General features: G+C 63.8%; 17 protein-coding genes and 3 pseudogenes. 9 read left to right on the forward strand and 11 right to left on the reverse strand.

Annotation, left to right across the window (positions count from 1 at the left end; translation table 11 throughout):
• Window positions 1–68: 68 nt before the first annotated feature.
• Window positions 69–317: pseudogene (locus BST27_RS27330) on the reverse strand (oxygenase MpaB family protein); the annotation flags it as partial.
• Between the two features lie 5 nt (window positions 318–322).
• Window positions 323–547: a hypothetical protein gene (locus tag BST27_RS27335; RefSeq protein WP_069422435.1), complete on the reverse strand. Its 225-nt coding sequence runs from the start codon at window positions 545–547 to the stop codon at window positions 323–325.
• Window positions 548–685: 138 nt separating this feature from the next.
• On the opposite strand from BST27_RS27335, the gene BST27_RS27340 reads away from it, so the two are divergent.
• The gene (locus BST27_RS27340; RefSeq protein WP_069422434.1) at window positions 686–1,138 is read left to right on the forward strand and encodes a universal stress protein; all 453 of its coding nucleotides are present in this window, start codon (window positions 686–688) and stop codon (window positions 1,136–1,138) included.
• A gap of 20 nt (window positions 1,139–1,158) precedes the next feature.
• Here the strand turns inward: BST27_RS27340 and BST27_RS27345 are convergent, their stop codons facing one another.
• Window positions 1,159–2,289 carry a glycoside hydrolase 5 family protein gene (locus BST27_RS27345; protein ID WP_069422433.1) on the reverse strand — a complete coding sequence of 377 codons (1,131 nt, stop codon included), beginning with the start codon at window positions 2,287–2,289 and terminating at the stop codon, window positions 1,159–1,161.
• 101 nt (window positions 2,290–2,390) lie between these two features.
• A complete protein-coding gene (locus tag BST27_RS27350; RefSeq protein ID WP_069422432.1) occupies window positions 2,391–2,852 on the reverse strand; it encodes a winged helix-turn-helix transcriptional regulator in 462 nt (153 codons plus the stop codon).
• A 96-nt stretch (window positions 2,853–2,948) separates the two neighbouring features.
• Here BST27_RS27350 and BST27_RS27355 point away from each other — a divergent pair, with 96 nt between their 5' ends.
• From BST27_RS27355 to BST27_RS27390, 8 genes and pseudogenes are all read left to right on the forward strand, one after another.
• Window positions 2,949–4,079: an acyl-CoA dehydrogenase family protein gene (locus BST27_RS27355; RefSeq protein WP_069422439.1), complete on the forward strand. Its 1,131-nt coding sequence runs from the start codon at window positions 2,949–2,951 to the stop codon at window positions 4,077–4,079.
• Complete coding sequence (locus BST27_RS27360; protein WP_069422431.1) at window positions 4,076–5,050, forward strand: LLM class F420-dependent oxidoreductase; 975 nt, start codon at window positions 4,076–4,078, stop codon at window positions 5,048–5,050. Before BST27_RS27355 ends, BST27_RS27360 begins: the two co-directional genes overlap by 4 nt.
• A gap of 5 nt (window positions 5,051–5,055) precedes the next feature.
• On the forward strand, window positions 5,056–6,069 hold the full coding sequence (locus BST27_RS27365) for an NADP-dependent oxidoreductase (RefSeq protein WP_069422438.1): 1,014 nt from the start codon (window positions 5,056–5,058) through the stop codon (window positions 6,067–6,069).
• A 167-nt stretch (window positions 6,070–6,236) separates the two neighbouring features.
• On the forward strand, window positions 6,237–7,145 hold the full coding sequence (locus tag BST27_RS27370) for a tocopherol cyclase family protein (protein ID WP_232007464.1): 909 nt from the start codon (window positions 6,237–6,239) through the stop codon (window positions 7,143–7,145).
• Window positions 7,146–7,360: 215 nt separating this feature from the next.
• Window positions 7,361–8,326 (forward strand): coiled-coil domain-containing protein, encoded by a 966-nt coding sequence (locus BST27_RS27375; RefSeq protein WP_069422430.1) that lies wholly within the window; start codon window positions 7,361–7,363, stop codon window positions 8,324–8,326.
• Window positions 8,327–8,449: 123 nt separating this feature from the next.
• Window positions 8,450–9,371, forward strand: a pseudogene (locus BST27_RS27380) (DUF808 domain-containing protein).
• A 176-nt stretch (window positions 9,372–9,547) separates the two neighbouring features.
• Complete coding sequence (locus BST27_RS27385; protein WP_069422429.1) at window positions 9,548–10,345, forward strand: SDR family oxidoreductase; 798 nt, start codon at window positions 9,548–9,550, stop codon at window positions 10,343–10,345.
• 33 nt (window positions 10,346–10,378) lie between these two features.
• Window positions 10,379–10,744: a carboxymuconolactone decarboxylase family protein gene (locus tag BST27_RS27390; RefSeq protein WP_069422428.1), complete on the forward strand. Its 366-nt coding sequence runs from the start codon at window positions 10,379–10,381 to the stop codon at window positions 10,742–10,744.
• On the opposite strand, the gene BST27_RS27395 is transcribed toward BST27_RS27390, so the two are convergent.
• The 7 genes and pseudogenes from BST27_RS27395 to BST27_RS27420 form a co-directional block, all read right to left on the reverse strand.
• Window positions 10,741–11,184 carry a hypothetical protein gene (locus BST27_RS27395; protein WP_069422427.1) on the reverse strand — a complete coding sequence of 148 codons (444 nt, stop codon included), beginning with the start codon at window positions 11,182–11,184 and terminating at the stop codon, window positions 10,741–10,743. The two genes, BST27_RS27390 and BST27_RS27395, sit on opposite strands and share 4 nt — an antisense overlap.
• Before the next feature lie 7 nt (window positions 11,185–11,191).
• Complete coding sequence (locus BST27_RS27400) at window positions 11,192–11,827, reverse strand: maleylpyruvate isomerase family mycothiol-dependent enzyme (protein ID WP_069422426.1); 636 nt, start codon at window positions 11,825–11,827, stop codon at window positions 11,192–11,194.
• 91 nt (window positions 11,828–11,918) lie between these two features.
• Entirely contained in the window at window positions 11,919–13,370 is a 1,452-nt protein-coding gene (locus tag BST27_RS27405) for a protein adenylyltransferase SelO (RefSeq protein WP_069422425.1), read from the reverse strand.
• A gap of 8 nt (window positions 13,371–13,378) precedes the next feature.
• Window positions 13,379–13,534 (reverse strand): hypothetical protein, encoded by a 156-nt coding sequence (locus BST27_RS32665; RefSeq protein ID WP_156789314.1) that lies wholly within the window; start codon window positions 13,532–13,534, stop codon window positions 13,379–13,381.
• 12 nt (window positions 13,535–13,546) lie between these two features.
• A complete protein-coding gene (locus BST27_RS27410; protein WP_069422424.1) occupies window positions 13,547–14,113 on the reverse strand; it encodes a hemerythrin domain-containing protein in 567 nt (188 codons plus the stop codon).
• A 92-nt stretch (window positions 14,114–14,205) separates the two neighbouring features.
• Entirely contained in the window at window positions 14,206–14,967 is a 762-nt protein-coding gene (locus BST27_RS27415) for an LLM class F420-dependent oxidoreductase (protein ID WP_079220156.1), read from the reverse strand.
• Between the two features lie 88 nt (window positions 14,968–15,055).
• A pseudogene (locus BST27_RS27420) lies at window positions 15,056–15,377 on the reverse strand (hypothetical protein); the annotation flags it as partial.

Here is a 15,377-nt window from a genome sequence, read left to right on the forward strand (position 1 = left end):
ATCTTTCCAGCTCAGAGGGCACTTTCTTCATTCCGACACCCCGACAACCAGCCAATTCATCGGTGGATCAAGGCTAAGTACTGAAGGGTGGTGCGGGCGCGTTTCCACGGATGCTTGAGGATATTTCCCGAGTCCACCTTGCTTTCGACGACGCCATAGCCCACGCCGGGCCACGAGAGTTGCATGATGACGTTGGCGGGGCCGCCGGCGAAAGCCCAGAAATCCATCCCGTCTGCCGCGGTGACGGGTTCGGTGTCCCAGCGCGCGGTGCGACGCCGGATCTGGATGCGATTGCGACTGTCAACGTTGGAAGCCATAACTCTCAGCTCAAGCACACATTGGCCACGAGCAATGCAGGCCACGACGCGATCGTCCCCAGGATCAGGACAATGCGATGGCCGGCATCGGCCCCGGCGAGGTGGTGGGTGTGGAAAGCCAGCCACACCACGCCGATCACCAAGTATGGAACAAGAAGCATCGCCGCTGTTCCGAGCCATTCGGCAATGGTCATGTCAAAGCTCAGGATCTTGCGGAGATCGATCGGCATACCTACATATGTTAATGCTCGTTCCGCGACATGTTAGTGACTGTTCCGCCGGATGGCCGAAAGCTATGAGTTTGTTTCGTTTGCGCTGCTGGCGGCTAGTTAATTTGCAATATCCTCGGGACGGTACGGGAGAGGCCAATGGGCAAATACAACGTCGTGGTCGTTGGGACGGACGGCTCGGAAACGTCGTTCCGTGCGGTGGAGAAGGCGGCGTCGATTGCCGCGGAATCGGACGCGAAACTGGTCGTGGCCTCGGCGTTTCTGGATTCCCATGACGACGGCGCCGGCCCCGCTCCCGACCAGGCGCGCACGGTGGAGTACCGAACCCAGGGCAATGCCCCCATCTACGAAATGCTCCGCAAAGCCGCCGACACGGCGCGCGATGCCGGCGTCAGCGACGTCGAGGAGCGCGCGGTGGAGGGCGCTCCGGTCGATGCGCTGCTCCAGCTCGCCGACGATGTGAACGCCGACTTGATCGTCGTGGGCAGCGTCGGCACCAACTCCATCGTTGGCAAAGTCCTCGGTTCCGTTCCGCGGGCGGTGTCTCGTCGCGCCAAGGCTGAGGTGAAAGTCGTCGACACCGAAGGCTGACGCGGGTCTGCGATTAGCCGCTATTGGTTCTGCGCGCCGGTGAGCTTGCGAATCGTCTGAACCTCAGTGTCCCGGTACGGCCGTCCGTCGGGCTGAAAGAGGTCGTGGAACCACACGCTGGGTGGGGAGGTGTACGGGTGGTCCCAAGAGTCCCACGGCAGGTACGTCTGGGTCTTTCCGGCTACGAAGCCCCAGTTGTAAGCACCGACGTTGTGTCGCTTAGCGATTGGCAAGATGCCCTCGATGGTGCTGCCTTGCGACCGGGCCATGTACTCGGTGCACATGATCGGACGACCAAGCGGGGCGAGTTCGGCGATCCTTCCTTCGAATTCACCCGGTGGCGCATAACTGTGGAAGGTAATGATGTCGGAATTGTCGAGTTGGATTCCGGCAATGGTGCTGCGCCGCTCGGGATCCCAGTAACCATCCCAGACGCCACTGGTCAGCGGCTGACTTGGATTAACCTGTCGCGCCCAGCGGAACACCTGGGGGAGCAGGTGAGCCACCAGGTCGAGCTTGTCCTTGCGCTCTACCTTGCGATACACCTTTGCGGGATTGTCGGGCTCATTCCATAGGTCCCAACCCAGAACGCGGTCGTCGTTGCGGAACTGACTCAACACACCGGTCACGTATTCGTATAGAACGCCGTCATAGCGGCGGTCGGCGAGGTGTTCGGCGCCCGGACTCTGCACCCAGCCGGAGTTGTGAATGCCGGGCCGCGGCGCACGCTGAGGACCTGTGCGGGGCAACGGATCCCAGCACGAATCGAACAGAACGAAAAGGGGCTTGATGTTCCGCCGTGCCGCGATGGAGACGAACTGCGAGAGGCGCTTCTGAAAGCCCTGGCGATCCTGGGCCCACAACAGATCGTGCAGGAATACCCGCACGGTGTTGAACCCGTAGAAGCGGGCCACGTTCAGCTCAGCATCGATGCGCCGGGGGTCGTAGGTGCTCGCTTGGAACATCTCGAGTTGATTGATGGCATTCGAGGTTATGTAGTTCGCGCCGACCAGCCAACCTTGGGCTTGATACCAGCTCTGGGCTCGTTCGGCGGGCCACCGACCGGCCTCGGCAGACGCGCGCGGCGCATGGGCCAACGCCATGCCAGCCGCCGCCAGGAGTGGCAGCGTCAAGACCGATCTGCGCCGCATGCAACGAAGATAGGGTCAGCAGGACAGCGTCCTTCGGCAATCAGCGACGTGTTGCGTTTGCGTTACCGAACTGCAACCAAGTTGGGACGGCTGGTGCGAAGCTAGCCGCGAAAACCGGCACCCGGCTGGGGCGTCACATTGCGTGCGGTGATCTCCTCGCCGCAGTGGGCGCAGATCAGTCGAGGATCGATCAAATTACTACATACATTGTGGCGCAACACAATTGGTGGGCCGTTTGGATTGGGCAAGTGGTCGTCGCCCCACCGCATGAGCACCACGATCGCTCCGAAGAGTTCCCGGCCCGCGTCGGTGAGCCGATACTCGTGGCGCTCGGGATTCTGCGAATACGGCACCCGATCAAGCAAGCCCACCTCGACGAGCATTCGCAGCCGCGACGACAGCGTGGGTCGCGGGATGTTGAGATTGCGCGCGAACTGGCCGAAGCGCTGCACCCCGAAGAATGTCTCGCGCAGGATCAGCAGTGTCCAGCGCTCGCCGACCAACTCGAGTGCCCGCCCGACCGACTCGCCTTCGAAGCGGTGCGACAGGTCGGGTGCGTTCATAGTTCAATCACTGTACCCGGTTCACTTACTGAACCACTAGGTGGTAAGTTTATTGAACCGAGCAGCGGAATGCGGCTGCGAACCCAGGAGCCACCGATGAACCACAGCGATACGGACATCGAGTCCGTCGCCGCGAAGATCGCGCTCTCGGCCGGCGAGATGTCGGCAGAGACCGACCGCGAGCGTCGACTTCCCGACGGGCTGGTCGACCTGCTGCGTGAGGCCGGGCTCTTTCGGGCCACCATGCCCATCGAGGTCGATGCATTGGAGCTGGCGCCCGGACCGGCCTTGCGTTGCGCCGAAGCGGTGGCGCGCGGTGACGCCGCGGCCGGGTGGTGCGTGTCGATAGCAATCACCAGCGCACTGTTGGTCGCGTACCTGCCAGAGTCGAGTCGCGTCGAAATGTTCGGCGGCGGAAAGGGTGTCGCGGCCGGAGTGTGGGCACCGCGTGGGACGGCGAGATCGGTCGATGGCGGTGTGGTGGTGTCCGGGCGCTGGCCGTTCTGCAGCGGGATCAACCACGCCGACATGATGTTTGCCGGCTGCTTCATCGACGAAGGGCGCGTGCCCTCCGTGGTAGCCCTGCGCAAAGACGACCTGCAGGTACTCGACACCTGGCACACGCTCGGTCTGCGCGGCACGGGCAGCCACGACTCCGTCGCCGAGGACGTCTTCGTACCGGCCGACCGCGTGTTTTCGCTGTTCGACGGGCCGGTCATCGACCGGCCGCTGTATCGCTTCCCGGTGTTCGGCTTCTTCGCGCTGTCGATCGGTGCCGCCGCGTTGGGCAATGCTCGCGCCGCCATCGACGACCTTGTCGAGTTGGCTGTCGGCAAGAAAGGGCTCGGTGCAACGAGGACGTTGGCCGAACGCACGCCGACCCAAGCGGCGGTGGCAACAGCGGATTCCGGGCTCCGCGCGGCCCGGGCCCTGTATTACGAGGCGATAGACGACGCGTGGCAAGCCAGCCAGGAGCCCGGCCCGGTGCCGCTCGCGTTGCGTAACCGGCTTCGCCTTGCAGCCACCCACGCGGTCCGGACGTCGGCCGACGTGGTGCGCAGCATGTACGACTTGGCCGGCGGTACGGCGATATACGACGGTGCGCCGCTGCAGCGCCGGTTCCGCGACGCGTTCACAGCCACCGCTCACTTCCAGGTCAACGAAGCATCTCGCGAACTGCCCGGCCGCGTCCTGCTGGACCTGCCTGCCGAGGTGTCGATGCTGTGAGCGCGATCGAAGTCGTGCTGCCGTTCTGGCTCGACCGACCAGACCTCGAGGCTGTCCACATCGCGATGGCTGCGTTGGACGCCGGCTTTAACGCGCTGTGGATCGGCGAAATGGCGACCTTTGATGCGTTCGCCCTGGCGACCGCCATCGGACAGCGCACGAGCGAACTGACGCTGAAAATCGGGCCGCTGCCCGTCGGTGTTCGCAGCCCCGTGTCGTTGGCATTGGGTGCCAGTTCCGTCGCCGCGCTCACGGGTAGCCGAGTTGACATCGCGCTGGGGGCTTCCAGTCCGGCGATCGTGGCCGGCTGGCACGACCGACCTTGGGCGCACCACGTGCCCGTGATGCGGGAAACCATCGAATGCCTGCGGTCGATCTTGACCGGCGCACGCACCGACTACAGCGGCCAACACGTCCTCAGCCACGGTTTCCGGCTGCGTACCCCTTGCCCCGACACGCGAATTGCGTTGGGAGCCTTCGGTTCAGGCATGATCCGGCTGGCCGCTCAGCATGCCGACGAGGTCGCCCTCAACCTGTCCACGCCGGCACGTGTCGCGCAGGTGCGCGCCGCGCTCGACGCCGCAGCCGCACGAGCCGGCCGTGCGGCGCCGCGCTTGACGGTCTGGGTGCCGGTCGCCGTCGAACCCGGTGACGCGGCGCATGCTCAGCTGGCGGCCCAGCTGGCGGTGTATCTCGCGCCGCCCGGATACGGAGAGATGGTCAGCGCGTTAGGCTTTGAGGATTTGGTTCGCCGCGCCCGCAGCGGCGCCGCTCGCCGCGAATTGGCTGCCGCCGTACCCATCGAACTGCTCAATCAAGTGTGCGCTTTGGGCACCGCCGACCTTGTCGCGGCGCGACTGCGCGACTATCACGAGGCCGGCGCCGACTGCGTTGCCGTCGTGCCGTCCACCATCGAAGATCCGGGAGCCCGGACCACCCTTCGAGCAATGACCGGGAGCTTTGCATCGTGACTACCATCAACGCCGTCAACACCCAGTGCCGTCTCGCCGCTCGCCCGGTAGGCCTGCCCAAGGATTCCGATTGGCAGATCGTCGACGAGCCGGTCCGCAGGCTGACCGACGGCGAGATTCTGGTGCAAGTCGAGTACCTGTCTGTTGATCCCGCCATGCGGACGTGGATGAACGCGGGCCGGTCGTACGTGCCGCCGGTCGAAATCGGCGAGGTAATGCGTGCGGGCGGCATAGGACGTGTAATCGACTCGCGTCACGGTGGTTTCGCGGTGGGTGACGAAGTCTACGGCACGTTCGGCGTACAACGTTACGCGATTTCCGACGGTGGCGATGTGACGCCCGTGGATACCTCGCTCGCTCCCGCCCCGGTTCATCTGGGCGCTCTCGGTATCAGCGGGTTGACTGCCTACTTCGGGCTGCTGGATATAGGTCGCCCGCAACCCGGCCAGACCGTCGTAATTTCCGGGGCCGCCGGCTCGGTGGGCAGCATTGCCGGCCAAATAGCCCGGATCAAGGGCTGCCGCGTGGTCGGCATCGCCGGTGGCGAGGACAAGTGCCGTTGGCTGGTCGAGGAACTTGGGTTCGAGGCCGCCATCGACTACCAGGCAGGCGATCTGCGACAGCAGCTGAAGACGCACGCGCCCAAGGGAATTGATGTCTACTTCGACAACGTCGGGGGAGAGACCCTGGAGGCCGCGCTAGGGCGGTTGGCCCGAGGCGCGCGGGTGGTCATCTGCGGCGCCGTCGCGCAATACAACTCAAGCGGCGAGCTGCGCGGGCCGGCCAACTACATGCAGCTACTGGTCGCACGGGCTTCCATGACCGGCTTCGTAGTCTTCGACTATGCCCACCGATATGCCGAAGGCGTTGCCCTGCTGGCTAGTTGGCTGCGAAGCGGTGAATTGCGTTCGCGTGAGCAGGTTGTCCACGGCGACGTCGCTGACTTTCCCGACGTGCTCCTGGCTCTGTTTCGCGGTGACAACACCGGCAAGCTGGTTCTCGCGCTCGGCAAACGCTAGCCCCTGAAACCGTTGTGCCTGCGGATGGCCTCCCAATTTTTTGGGTAATGCGGACAGCGTCGGCCGCACGCCCACAGCGGCGCATGAGGCATCTGCCCTAAGAATTTGGCGCAGATTGTCGGTGGGGTAAAGGGGGTACCAGCATCGGCGTGGATGTCCTTTCCTCAGTGACCCGAGAAGTGACCCAGGCTCGTCAGCACCTCGTCTCGCTGTACCGGCGAACGGGAGCGGATTTGCCGTTCGGTGATCCGTTGCCTTCGCACGGCACTGAGATGGAAGGTTGGTTCTGGCGGCTGTCCGATGCACGCGAAGGACGGGTCGTCGTCGCGCTATGCAGTGAAAACCGGCATCCCGACGGCAACTGGTCCACGGCCGCGATCGCGTTGCACCCCGGCAAAGTGGTGCGCTCGGCCGCCATCGACGGCGTGCGAGCCGACCGCACCCGGTTCGCGGTCAAGGCCGAGAGCGGTGATGATCTCGTCGACGCGAGCCGCGAGAAACTCAGGATGGTCATCGGGGACACCGAACTGGATTTGAAATTCGACGACGAATTCCATTGGCCGAAGGCCTTCGGCGGTGGGGGCGTGTTCTCGTGCGTTCCCTTCCTCAATCAGTACTGGCACCCCTATCGATTGGGTGGGAAAGCGTCGGGAACGGTCAGCTGCGGTGACGAACGCTGGACTTTCAGCGGTGCCGCACTGTACTGCGAACGCAATTGGGGCGCGGGCTTTCCACTGCGCTGGTGGTGGGGTCAGGCGCACGACTTCGACGAGGCTTTCAAAGGGGAAGACGTGTCCGTCGCTTTCTCCGGTGGGTTGCTTGAACTGGGCCCGTTGAAGCGAGACGTGACCGGGGTAGTCGTTCGTTTGGGGGATCGCGTTTTGCGCATCACGCCACCCGCATTGGTGTCGTCTTCCTGCGACCTGGACCGCTGGCGGATCGATGCCCGGACTGCGCGCTACCGTGTGGAGCTGAACGGCGAGGGCACCCCGGAAGGACCACACGTGCTTCCGGTGCCGCTGCCCGGTGAGCGCCGCAACATCGACACCGACTACGAGTACTTGGCCGGCAAATAGAGCCTCACCGTGCGCGAATGGGGTCGCACCATCTTCAACGGCACGACGGACTTGGCGGCTTTGGAGATCGGTAGTCGGCCCGGTTAGTGATTGCCCGGCAATGGGATTTTTCACATCTGCGCGTTGCGAAGGTTAGCTCGCGGCACCTATCGGGTAGCCAAAGGTTAGGTGCATATCACCGAAACAAGCCATCACATCCAAAGGGGGATCGCTTCATGGCGGCATCAGACACGACCAAATTACTTGCCCAACTACGCGTGTTGCTCGACTTGACCAACACGGAAATCCAGATCGCGGAAACTCGTATCGCTCAGGCGCGTACCGAAGCGGTGCGCCGCGAGCTGACCCAGAATGCGGCCAATGGCCGTGAGCGGGCCGAGGCCATCGAGCGAGCGATTCGCGACCTTGGCGGCTTGCCCGACATTCTCGGGCCCTTCCTGGGCCGTGCCGCCGCGGCGGTGAAGGCCCTGACCGAGCAGGCCGAGCCGTTCGACGAGGCGCTGCTGGGCGACCTGGCGCTGGAAGACCAGCTGTTGGACCGTGCGCGCTACCTCAAGGCCCTGGCAGTGGCCGCGAAGAACTCGGACGTCGAGGCGCTGGCGACGCGCCTGATCACCGCGCACTCCGCGACGGTGGACTGGCTGACCACCGTTTTGGCCGAAGAGGCGCTGGGCGGTCCTGTCGCGCTTCGGCGCACACCCTTGCAGGCAGCCACGGGCGCGGCGGTGAAATTCGTGAACCTCCCCGCGTACTGGTCAGCGCGCGGCGTGGACCGGGCCGTGGAGGCGTTGCGTTCCACCCGGCCCGCGCTTGAGCGGTTGCGTAGCCGCGGCGAGCATGCCGGTGAGGTTGCAGCCAAGGCGCTGGCCGCGTCCCGCGACGCGGCGTTGGGTGCAGCGGAGCGAGTTACCCGCAACGAAGGTGCCGACCAAGCCGCCGACACGTTGCGTTCCGCGCGCAGTTCCGCCGGCGTACTGGACGCCTCTGAACTGCCCATTACCGGCTACGACGAGCTCAACGTCAACGATGCGGCCAACGCGGTGAAGGAGCTGAGCGAGCCCGCTGACATTCGAGCCATCATCAACTACGAAGAGGCGCATAAGAACCGCCAGCGTGTCGTCTCAGCGTCGCAAACGCGTCTTGCCGCGATCGCGCAAGAGGTCGTTGGGATCAACAACTAACTGTCAGCGCCCACACGGCCGCCCACACGGCATAGTGCCCCCGCGTCGATACGGCGCGGGGGCACGTTGACGAGCATAGATCCTGGCAAGAGGGGTATCCTTCGACGCGACGCGGGAGATGCAATGAGTGCAGGCTTGTTTGGACTACTCGACGATGTCGCCGCGCTCGTAAAGTTGACGGCAGCCTCGGTCGACGACATCAGCGGTGCCGCCGGACGCGCGACGGCCAAGGCCGCTGGGGTGGTAGTCGATGACACCGCGGTGACGCCGCAGTACGTCGAGGGCATCGCTGCCGAGCGCGAAGTGCCCATGATCAAGCGCATCGCCCTGGGCTCGTTGCGTAACAAGCTGTTGCTCATCCTGCCTGGGGCCTTGCTGCTCAGCCAAATCGCGCCGTGGCTGGTGTTCCCGGTCCTCATGCTTTGGTGCTACCTACCTGTGTTACGAAGGCGCAGAGAAGGTTTGGCATGCTGTCCGCGGTCACGACGAGGACTCGGGGCAGTCGGATTCCGAAGATCAGATGGTGTCATCGGCGATCCGGACCGACTTCATACTGTCCGCCGAGATCATGGTGATCGCCCTCAATGAGGTGGCCGACCTCGGGTTTGTGCACCGGCTTGTCATCCTGATCGTCGTCGCTCTGGTGATCACCGCCGGGGTATATGGGGTCGTGGCCGGCATCGTCAAGATGGATGACTTAGGCCTACGCCTCACCCGGACCGATTCTCCCGCCGCGCAGAAGATTGGGCGGGCGTTGGTCCGTGGGATGCCCAGACTGCTGTCGACGCTCACAGTCGTCGGGACCGCCGCCATGCTCTGGGTAGGCGGGCACATACTGCTCGTCGGCAGCGACAAGCTCGGTTGGCACACGCCCTACCAGCTGGTGCACCACCTTGAGCGACTCGTCCAGATCGATCCCGGCGGCGGCGTACTGGCTTGGCTGGTCAACACTGGGATATCGGCGGTGATCGGGTTGGTGGTCGGAGCCATTGTTATGGCGATGGTGAGTGCGGTTCGGTCGGTGCGGCACCGCAGTTCCGAGTGACGACGGGACAGTTTCGAGGCGATCCGTCATGCTGCGTATGGCCTGTCCTTCCGCGACCCTGATGCCCTAAAAGGCGAGGTCCTGATCGCGAAGTAAGGTGGCGCGCGGGCGATTCCGGACAGTTTGCACACCGCTTGCACTGTTGCCGCGCACGGCGGTGGTGTTGACTGAGCGCAATGAAGGAGCTGCAAGACCGCGTTGCCGTGATCACCGGGGCTGCCAGCGGCATCGGAATGGCCAGCGCGCGTGCGTTATCCCGACGCGGCGCGCACGTGGTGGCCGTCGATCATGCTGCCGCTCCCGAGCTCGCCGCAGATCTCAGCAGTCACGGCGCGCGAGCGGTCGCACACGTCGCCGACGTGTCGCGACCCGATGTGTTCGAGGCGGTGCGTGATCGAGCCTTGGATGAGTTCGGTCGCGTCGATATCGTGATGAACAACGTCGGTGTGCTCACCAACGGGCTTCCCGAAGACATCCCCGCCGCCGAGTGGCAACGCATACTCGACATCAATCTGATGTCCGTGGTGCGCAGCAACGAGGTCTTCGTGCCCCTGTTGCTCAGCCAAGGGGAGGGCCACATCGTCAACACGTCGTCAGTGGCGGGACTCTTCACATATTCGTACGACCGGACGCCATATGCGGCGACCAAGGCGGCGATCGTCCACTTGACTGAGGCGCTGGCAATCTACCTGCGGCCGAAGAGTATTGGTGTCACGCTGCTGTGTCCGGGACCGGTGCTCACCAACATCGCGAACGACATTCCAAGCTTCGGTCCGGGAGCGCCGCTGCGTCTTCCTTTCGACGAATTCGAGTTGCTTGATCCCGCCGATGTCGGCGAGATGGTTGCCGAAGCGATATTGGCCAACCGATTTTTTCTTCCGACGCACCCAGCGGTCCTGGACCTGCTACGACGCCGCGTCGAGGACTGGGACGGGTTCATCGAATACCAAATCTCCCGCAAACCGAAAACCTAGATCACGCTTGGACAATAACGAGAAAGGGCCATCATGACCGATCTGCACGCCCAAGGTTTGGCAGCTTTCCGAGAGATGCTGCCGGGTCTCATCCCCGACGAAGTGACCTCGCTCGCCGACGAGGCTATCGCCGGGGAACTCGGTGACCTGTCCATCGAGCATGTCTTCGGAGCCCTGTGGACACGTCCGGGTCTGGACCGCCGATCCCGCAGCCTGGTGACACTGGGTGTCTTGATTGCCCTGCGCGCCTCCGACGAACTGAAGTTCCACTTCCCGATCGCGCTGCGCAATGGTCTGACGGTCGCAGAGGTTGAAGAGGTGATCTACCACGTCGCCGGCTACGCCGGATATCCCGCAGCGGCAAGCGCTCGGGCCATCGCAAACGCTGTGCTGCACTAAGTTTCGCGCTGGCTATCCCAGATCCGTTGCGTCTCAACGTCGACGGACGGGTGATGAGTCTGCTGGAAGTTACGCCCACCCCTACGGAATGTCTCGATGACGGCCGCAGGTACGTTCGGCTCCAGTAGAGGCTCGGCGAGCCAGTCGCACGGACGGACGTGCACCAGGTCGACGGCGGCAGCGGCATCGTCGGCGTCATATTCGTAAGGGCCAGTGATACGACCCAGCCAGAACAGTCCTTCATCGTCCCGGGTCCACACAAAAGATCCGTTCTCCACTTCGGTAAACCGCGTGACCCGACGGTTGAGGCTTTCCTGCTCGGCAGGGCTCTTGGTGAGCCGGCCGAACCCACACAGACCGAGTCGACGGGCGCGATCGCGGGTGGCGTGCGCGTCAATCTCGTCGCTGCGGGACCGCATCGGTGCTCGGTAAACTGCCATGCTGCCCCTAACTGGACATCCGACGCCGCAACAGTGCTAATCCGGGACCCTCCAACGCGTTTAGCGCAGCGGAACGTCCGACCGCAGCCATCATCAATTGCGCTGCCGGGCCGCGTATTTCCTGTCCCCGGCCCCAGGTTCGATCCAGGTCAGTGGCTTGCCAGCGAATCCCTCGCAGTCGTCCGGGCGGCACCAGGCCGATCGGCACCGGGCCGGTCAAGAAGTCCATTGCAATCGCTGTCAGCCGCGGGTCTGGTTCGAAGGGAAGTCCAAGCGGGATTCTCATATCGCCGCTGTGCGCCAAGACTTCGGCGAGCAGACCAGGTGCCTGCGGCGGGGGCCGCCAATACCGGCGATCGGCGAGCTCGCGCAGACGCGAGGCAATGTCGGCGGCCGGCCGCTGTGCGCAACGACGCGCCAACTCATCGATTGCCCGGTCCTCACTAAACCGGCGCATGCCTAGCCACGTGACCCTGAGGGTGCCGTTGGCCAGATAACTCACCAGATGGGCGCCCACCGTCTTCACATCCCAACCCGCACAAAGACTAGGTGTCGCTAGCTGTGCCTCATCAAGGTCGTCGATCAGATCCGCGATGCTGCGACGCTCTTCCGCTGTGGCGGCATGGATCGAATCGCGCTCCACAAGCCAAGTTTAGGCACCGGATTCGTTTCGGTCGACGAACATCTCGCCGCCCTGGCAGCGGCCGCAGAAGTTCTAAGTCCGAGTCGAACGCTCAGGTACCGCAGAAGGTCCGGTAGTGACCGAAATCGTCCGGCGCTGGACTGGCGTAGCGCTCCAGACCCGGCCGCTCGTCGTATGGGGTGCGCACGGCTTCCATGAGTTGTCCCAGCGGAGCGAGATCGCCTGCCGTCGCCGCCGTCAAAGCCTCTTCGACGAGATGGTTGCGCGGGATGTAGATCGGGTTGACCCGGTCCATCAGTTCGGCGTCCGGACCCATGGATCGCCAGCGAGACAGCCATCCGTCAAAACGTGCGAGATCGACGAACAGTCCGCGCGCTGGTTCGGCGTCACCGCGGACGGCTTGGCTCAGATGACGGAAGAACGATGTGTAATCGACTCGACTCTGCTGCAGCTGGGAAAGCAGATCATCGACCAACGGTGTGAACTGGTCATCCCGGACGTCGGAGTGCGGGCCTAAGCCAAGCTTGGCGCGCATCCCGGAGGACCAGGCATGGTGATATTGCTGAAATCCACCAAAAGCCTTCTCCACCAGCGTGATTGACTCCTGAACCTCGCCATCGAACAAGGCCAGGAGGGTCTCGGCGAACCGGGCGAGGTTCCATTCGGCGACCATGGGCTGGTTGCCGTAGGCGTAGCGTCCCCAGAAGTCGATAGAGCTGAAGACTGTGTCGGGGTCATAGGCCTCCATGAAAGCGCAAGGCCCGTAGTCGATGGTTTCTCCGGAGATCGTCATGTTGTCGGTGTTCATCACCCCGTGCACAAACCCGATCAGCATCCACTTGGCCAGCAGTTCCGCTTGTGCCGCGACCACAGCTTGAAACAGGGCCAGGTGCGGTCGCTCGGCTTCGGCGGCGCTGGGGTAGTGGCGGGCGATGGCGTGCTCCGTCAGCCGTAGCAGCAGGCCGATATCACCACTGGCAGAGGCATATTGGAAGCTACCGACGCGCAGGTGGCTGCTCGCGACACGGACAAGCAACGCGCCCGGCAGGGGTCGCGCCTCGCGCTCCACCGCCTGTCCCGTGCTGACCACCGCCAGCGAGCGCGTGGTCGGAACGCCCATGGCGTGCATCGCCTCACTGACGATGTACTCACGCAGCATCGGTCCAACCACCGCCAACCCATCCCCGCCGCGCGCAAACGGTGTGCGTCCCGAACCCTTCAGGTGCAAGTCCCGAACGCGTCCGTCGGCGCCGACAACCTCGCCCAGCAGCAGCGCACGGCCGTCACCCAATCTAGGTACATAGCCGCCGAATTGGTGCCCGCTGTAGGCCTGGGCTACCGGAACCGCGCCGTCGGGCACGCGATTACCGACCAGGAACTGGACGCCCTCTGTGCTGCGTAACCACTCCACGTCCAAGCCAAGCTCGCCGGCCAGCGCCTCATTGAGCACCAACAGTTGTGGGTTGGGCGGCACTTCGGCTTTCCAGCGCACCGCCATTTCCGGCAACTCGCGGGCAAAGCGGTCCTGCAGCGAGACGGTCATACGACTAGTCAACCGTCCTCGCCGGTAGCCAGACCTTCCGGGGGAGGGGTCGAGTACGCGGGATAGGCCGGTGGCGACACCACGCTGTCGTCGTTGCCGTCCTTGGGGGCGTCTTCGCTGTCGGACGTCGGTGTCGATTCCGGTGTCGGTTCGGTCGAGCTCATCGGTCCCTCCCCTTATCCCACCGCTTGCTTGATCAGATCGCGCGCACGGTCGAGCATCGAGGCGAAGGGGCCGAGGGCAAAGTTCATCTTCGCCGATTCCACGCCGGGATGCGGCCGCGTCGGAGCGATCGCCTCGGCCGCACGCACGGCGGCGCCCATGCGCCTGAGGTCGTCGTCGTCGACCTTTCCCTGCAGCTTGGGGAATTCCTCGGTCTCCTCGTGCTCGGCGTGCGCCAGCACCGCGTCGCGCAGCTTGGTCAACTCGTCGATGAACTCCTGTGAGGTGATGTCGAGGCCTTCGATCTTCGACAGCAGTTCCTTGGCCTCGTGTTCCTCGGCCAGCAGTACGTCGACAACCGCGTCACCCTCGTCGAACTCCCGCCGCATGCGCGGGTGCACCACCATCTCCTCGGCCGTCTCGTGCACGGCGAGCAGCTGGCGCAACTCGATGAACGGCTTCTCGCGCGCTTGCGGGTCGTAGGCATGCAACACTTCATCGAACATGTCCTCGATCAGGTCATGTTGTGCCTTGAGAAAGTCGATGGCTTCTTCGGGTGTTTGGACAATCATCTCGGCCATGCCGATGAACCTCCTGGTGAGGGCAGATTCGAACGCAGCGGGCTGGGGGCTGTGCTCCGCTGATGAGCGCGGGATACCCGGCAAGTGGGCTGCTAAAACGCCTCGCGGGCTGCGACGAGGCGCTCAACCGCCTGCAGATCGTATGGCGCGCGCAGGCCGAGGATCAGGTGCTCGGCTCCGGCGTCGACGAGGGAGCGCATGGAAGCCGGATCCACCCGTTCGATCCATACGGTGCGTTCGATCTCACGCGGATCCCTGCCGATTTCCTCGCACCAGCGGTCCAGCGCGGTGTTCTTGGCGCGGATCACTTCGGCGTCGCCGTAACCGTTCCACATGTCCGCGTGCTCGGCCACCAGCCGCAGGGTGCGCCGCTCCCCGTTCCCGCCGATCAGAATCGGCAGTCGACCGATCGGTCCGGGTCGCAGCAGACCCAGTCGCCGCCGAATTCTCGGCAGTGCCTCGGCGAGGGCATCGAGCCGCTGGACGGGAGTCCGGACGGGATAGCCGTATTCGACTTCGTCCCTGTCCATCCACCCTGCCCCGATTCCCAAAACGGCTCGGCCGTCCGACAAGTGATCCAGGGTGCGCGCCATATCGGCGAGCAAGTCAGGGTTGCGGTAGCCACAGGCCGTCACCAGCATGCCGATCTGACTAACGTTCGATGTGGTCACCGCCATTGCCGCCAGCACTTGCCAGCCTTCAAAGTGTGATTCGTCGGCCTTGCCATACAGGGGCGGGAAGAAATGATCCCACGTCCACAAGCTGTCGACGCCCAACTGGTCAACACCCTCCCAGCCGGCTCGCAACGCGGCCATGGTCGCGTTCTGCGGGTGTATCTGAACGCCGACCTTCACCGGGTCATCCTATGCACCGCGAGCAGACACAAAATCGTATGATTCCTGGCCGAGCAGTACGAGTTTGCGTCTTCTCGCGAGGTAATGCTCACGGCAGATTGGTCGACAGGAACGTCAGCGGTAGGCCGCACACCGACAGATCGATCTCCTCGAGGTAATTGCCGTCGCCTTCAAATGCTTGGCGGAATCGGACAATTGAGCCATAGCGGTCGGCTATGTCCGCTGCCGCCGAGGCGCCGGGCACCTGCACCACGACCGTGTAGACGCCATCGCCATGGTTGGCCAGGAAGTCACTTACCGAGGTGGCCACTTCCGTGGTCGATCCCGGATTAGCCCGGATTTTTCGTGAAACGTTGTGAGTTTCGGGGTGTAGATATGCGAAAGTGCCTGTCCTGCAAGGAATAATTGGA

It is taken from the genome of Mycobacterium intermedium, assembly GCF_002086275.1.
GTDB lineage: Bacteria > Actinomycetota > Actinomycetes > Mycobacteriales > Mycobacteriaceae > Mycobacterium > Mycobacterium intermedium.

Coding starts and splice junctions, on each gene's coding strand:
- BST27_RS27395 (WP_069422427.1), bottom strand. CDS start 11,184: ATGGCAGTTTACCGAGCACCGATGCGGTCCCGCAGCGACGAGATTGAC.
- BST27_RS32665 (WP_156789314.1), bottom strand. CDS start 13,534: ATGAGCTCGACCGAACCGACACCGGAATCGACACCGACGTCCGACAGC.
- BST27_RS27390 (WP_069422428.1), top strand. CDS start 10,379: ATGACCGATCTGCACGCCCAAGGTTTGGCAGCTTTCCGAGAGATGCTG.
- BST27_RS27355 (WP_069422439.1), top strand. CDS start 2,949: ATGAACCACAGCGATACGGACATCGAGTCCGTCGCCGCGAAGATCGCG.
- BST27_RS27405 (WP_069422425.1), bottom strand. CDS start 13,370: ATGACCGTCTCGCTGCAGGACCGCTTTGCCCGCGAGTTGCCGGAAATG.
- BST27_RS27385 (WP_069422429.1), top strand. CDS start 9,548: ATGAAGGAGCTGCAAGACCGCGTTGCCGTGATCACCGGGGCTGCCAGC.
- BST27_RS27340 (WP_069422434.1), top strand. CDS start 686: ATGGGCAAATACAACGTCGTGGTCGTTGGGACGGACGGCTCGGAAACG.
- BST27_RS27350 (WP_069422432.1), bottom strand. CDS start 2,852: ATGAACGCACCCGACCTGTCGCACCGCTTCGAAGGCGAGTCGGTCGGG.
- BST27_RS27375 (WP_069422430.1), top strand. CDS start 7,361: ATGGCGGCATCAGACACGACCAAATTACTTGCCCAACTACGCGTGTTG.
- BST27_RS27410 (WP_069422424.1), bottom strand. CDS start 14,113: ATGGCCGAGATGATTGTCCAAACACCCGAAGAAGCCATCGACTTTCTC.
- BST27_RS27345 (WP_069422433.1), bottom strand. CDS start 2,289: ATGCGGCGCAGATCGGTCTTGACGCTGCCACTCCTGGCGGCGGCTGGC.
- BST27_RS27335 (WP_069422435.1), bottom strand. CDS start 547: ATGCCGATCGATCTCCGCAAGATCCTGAGCTTTGACATGACCATTGCC.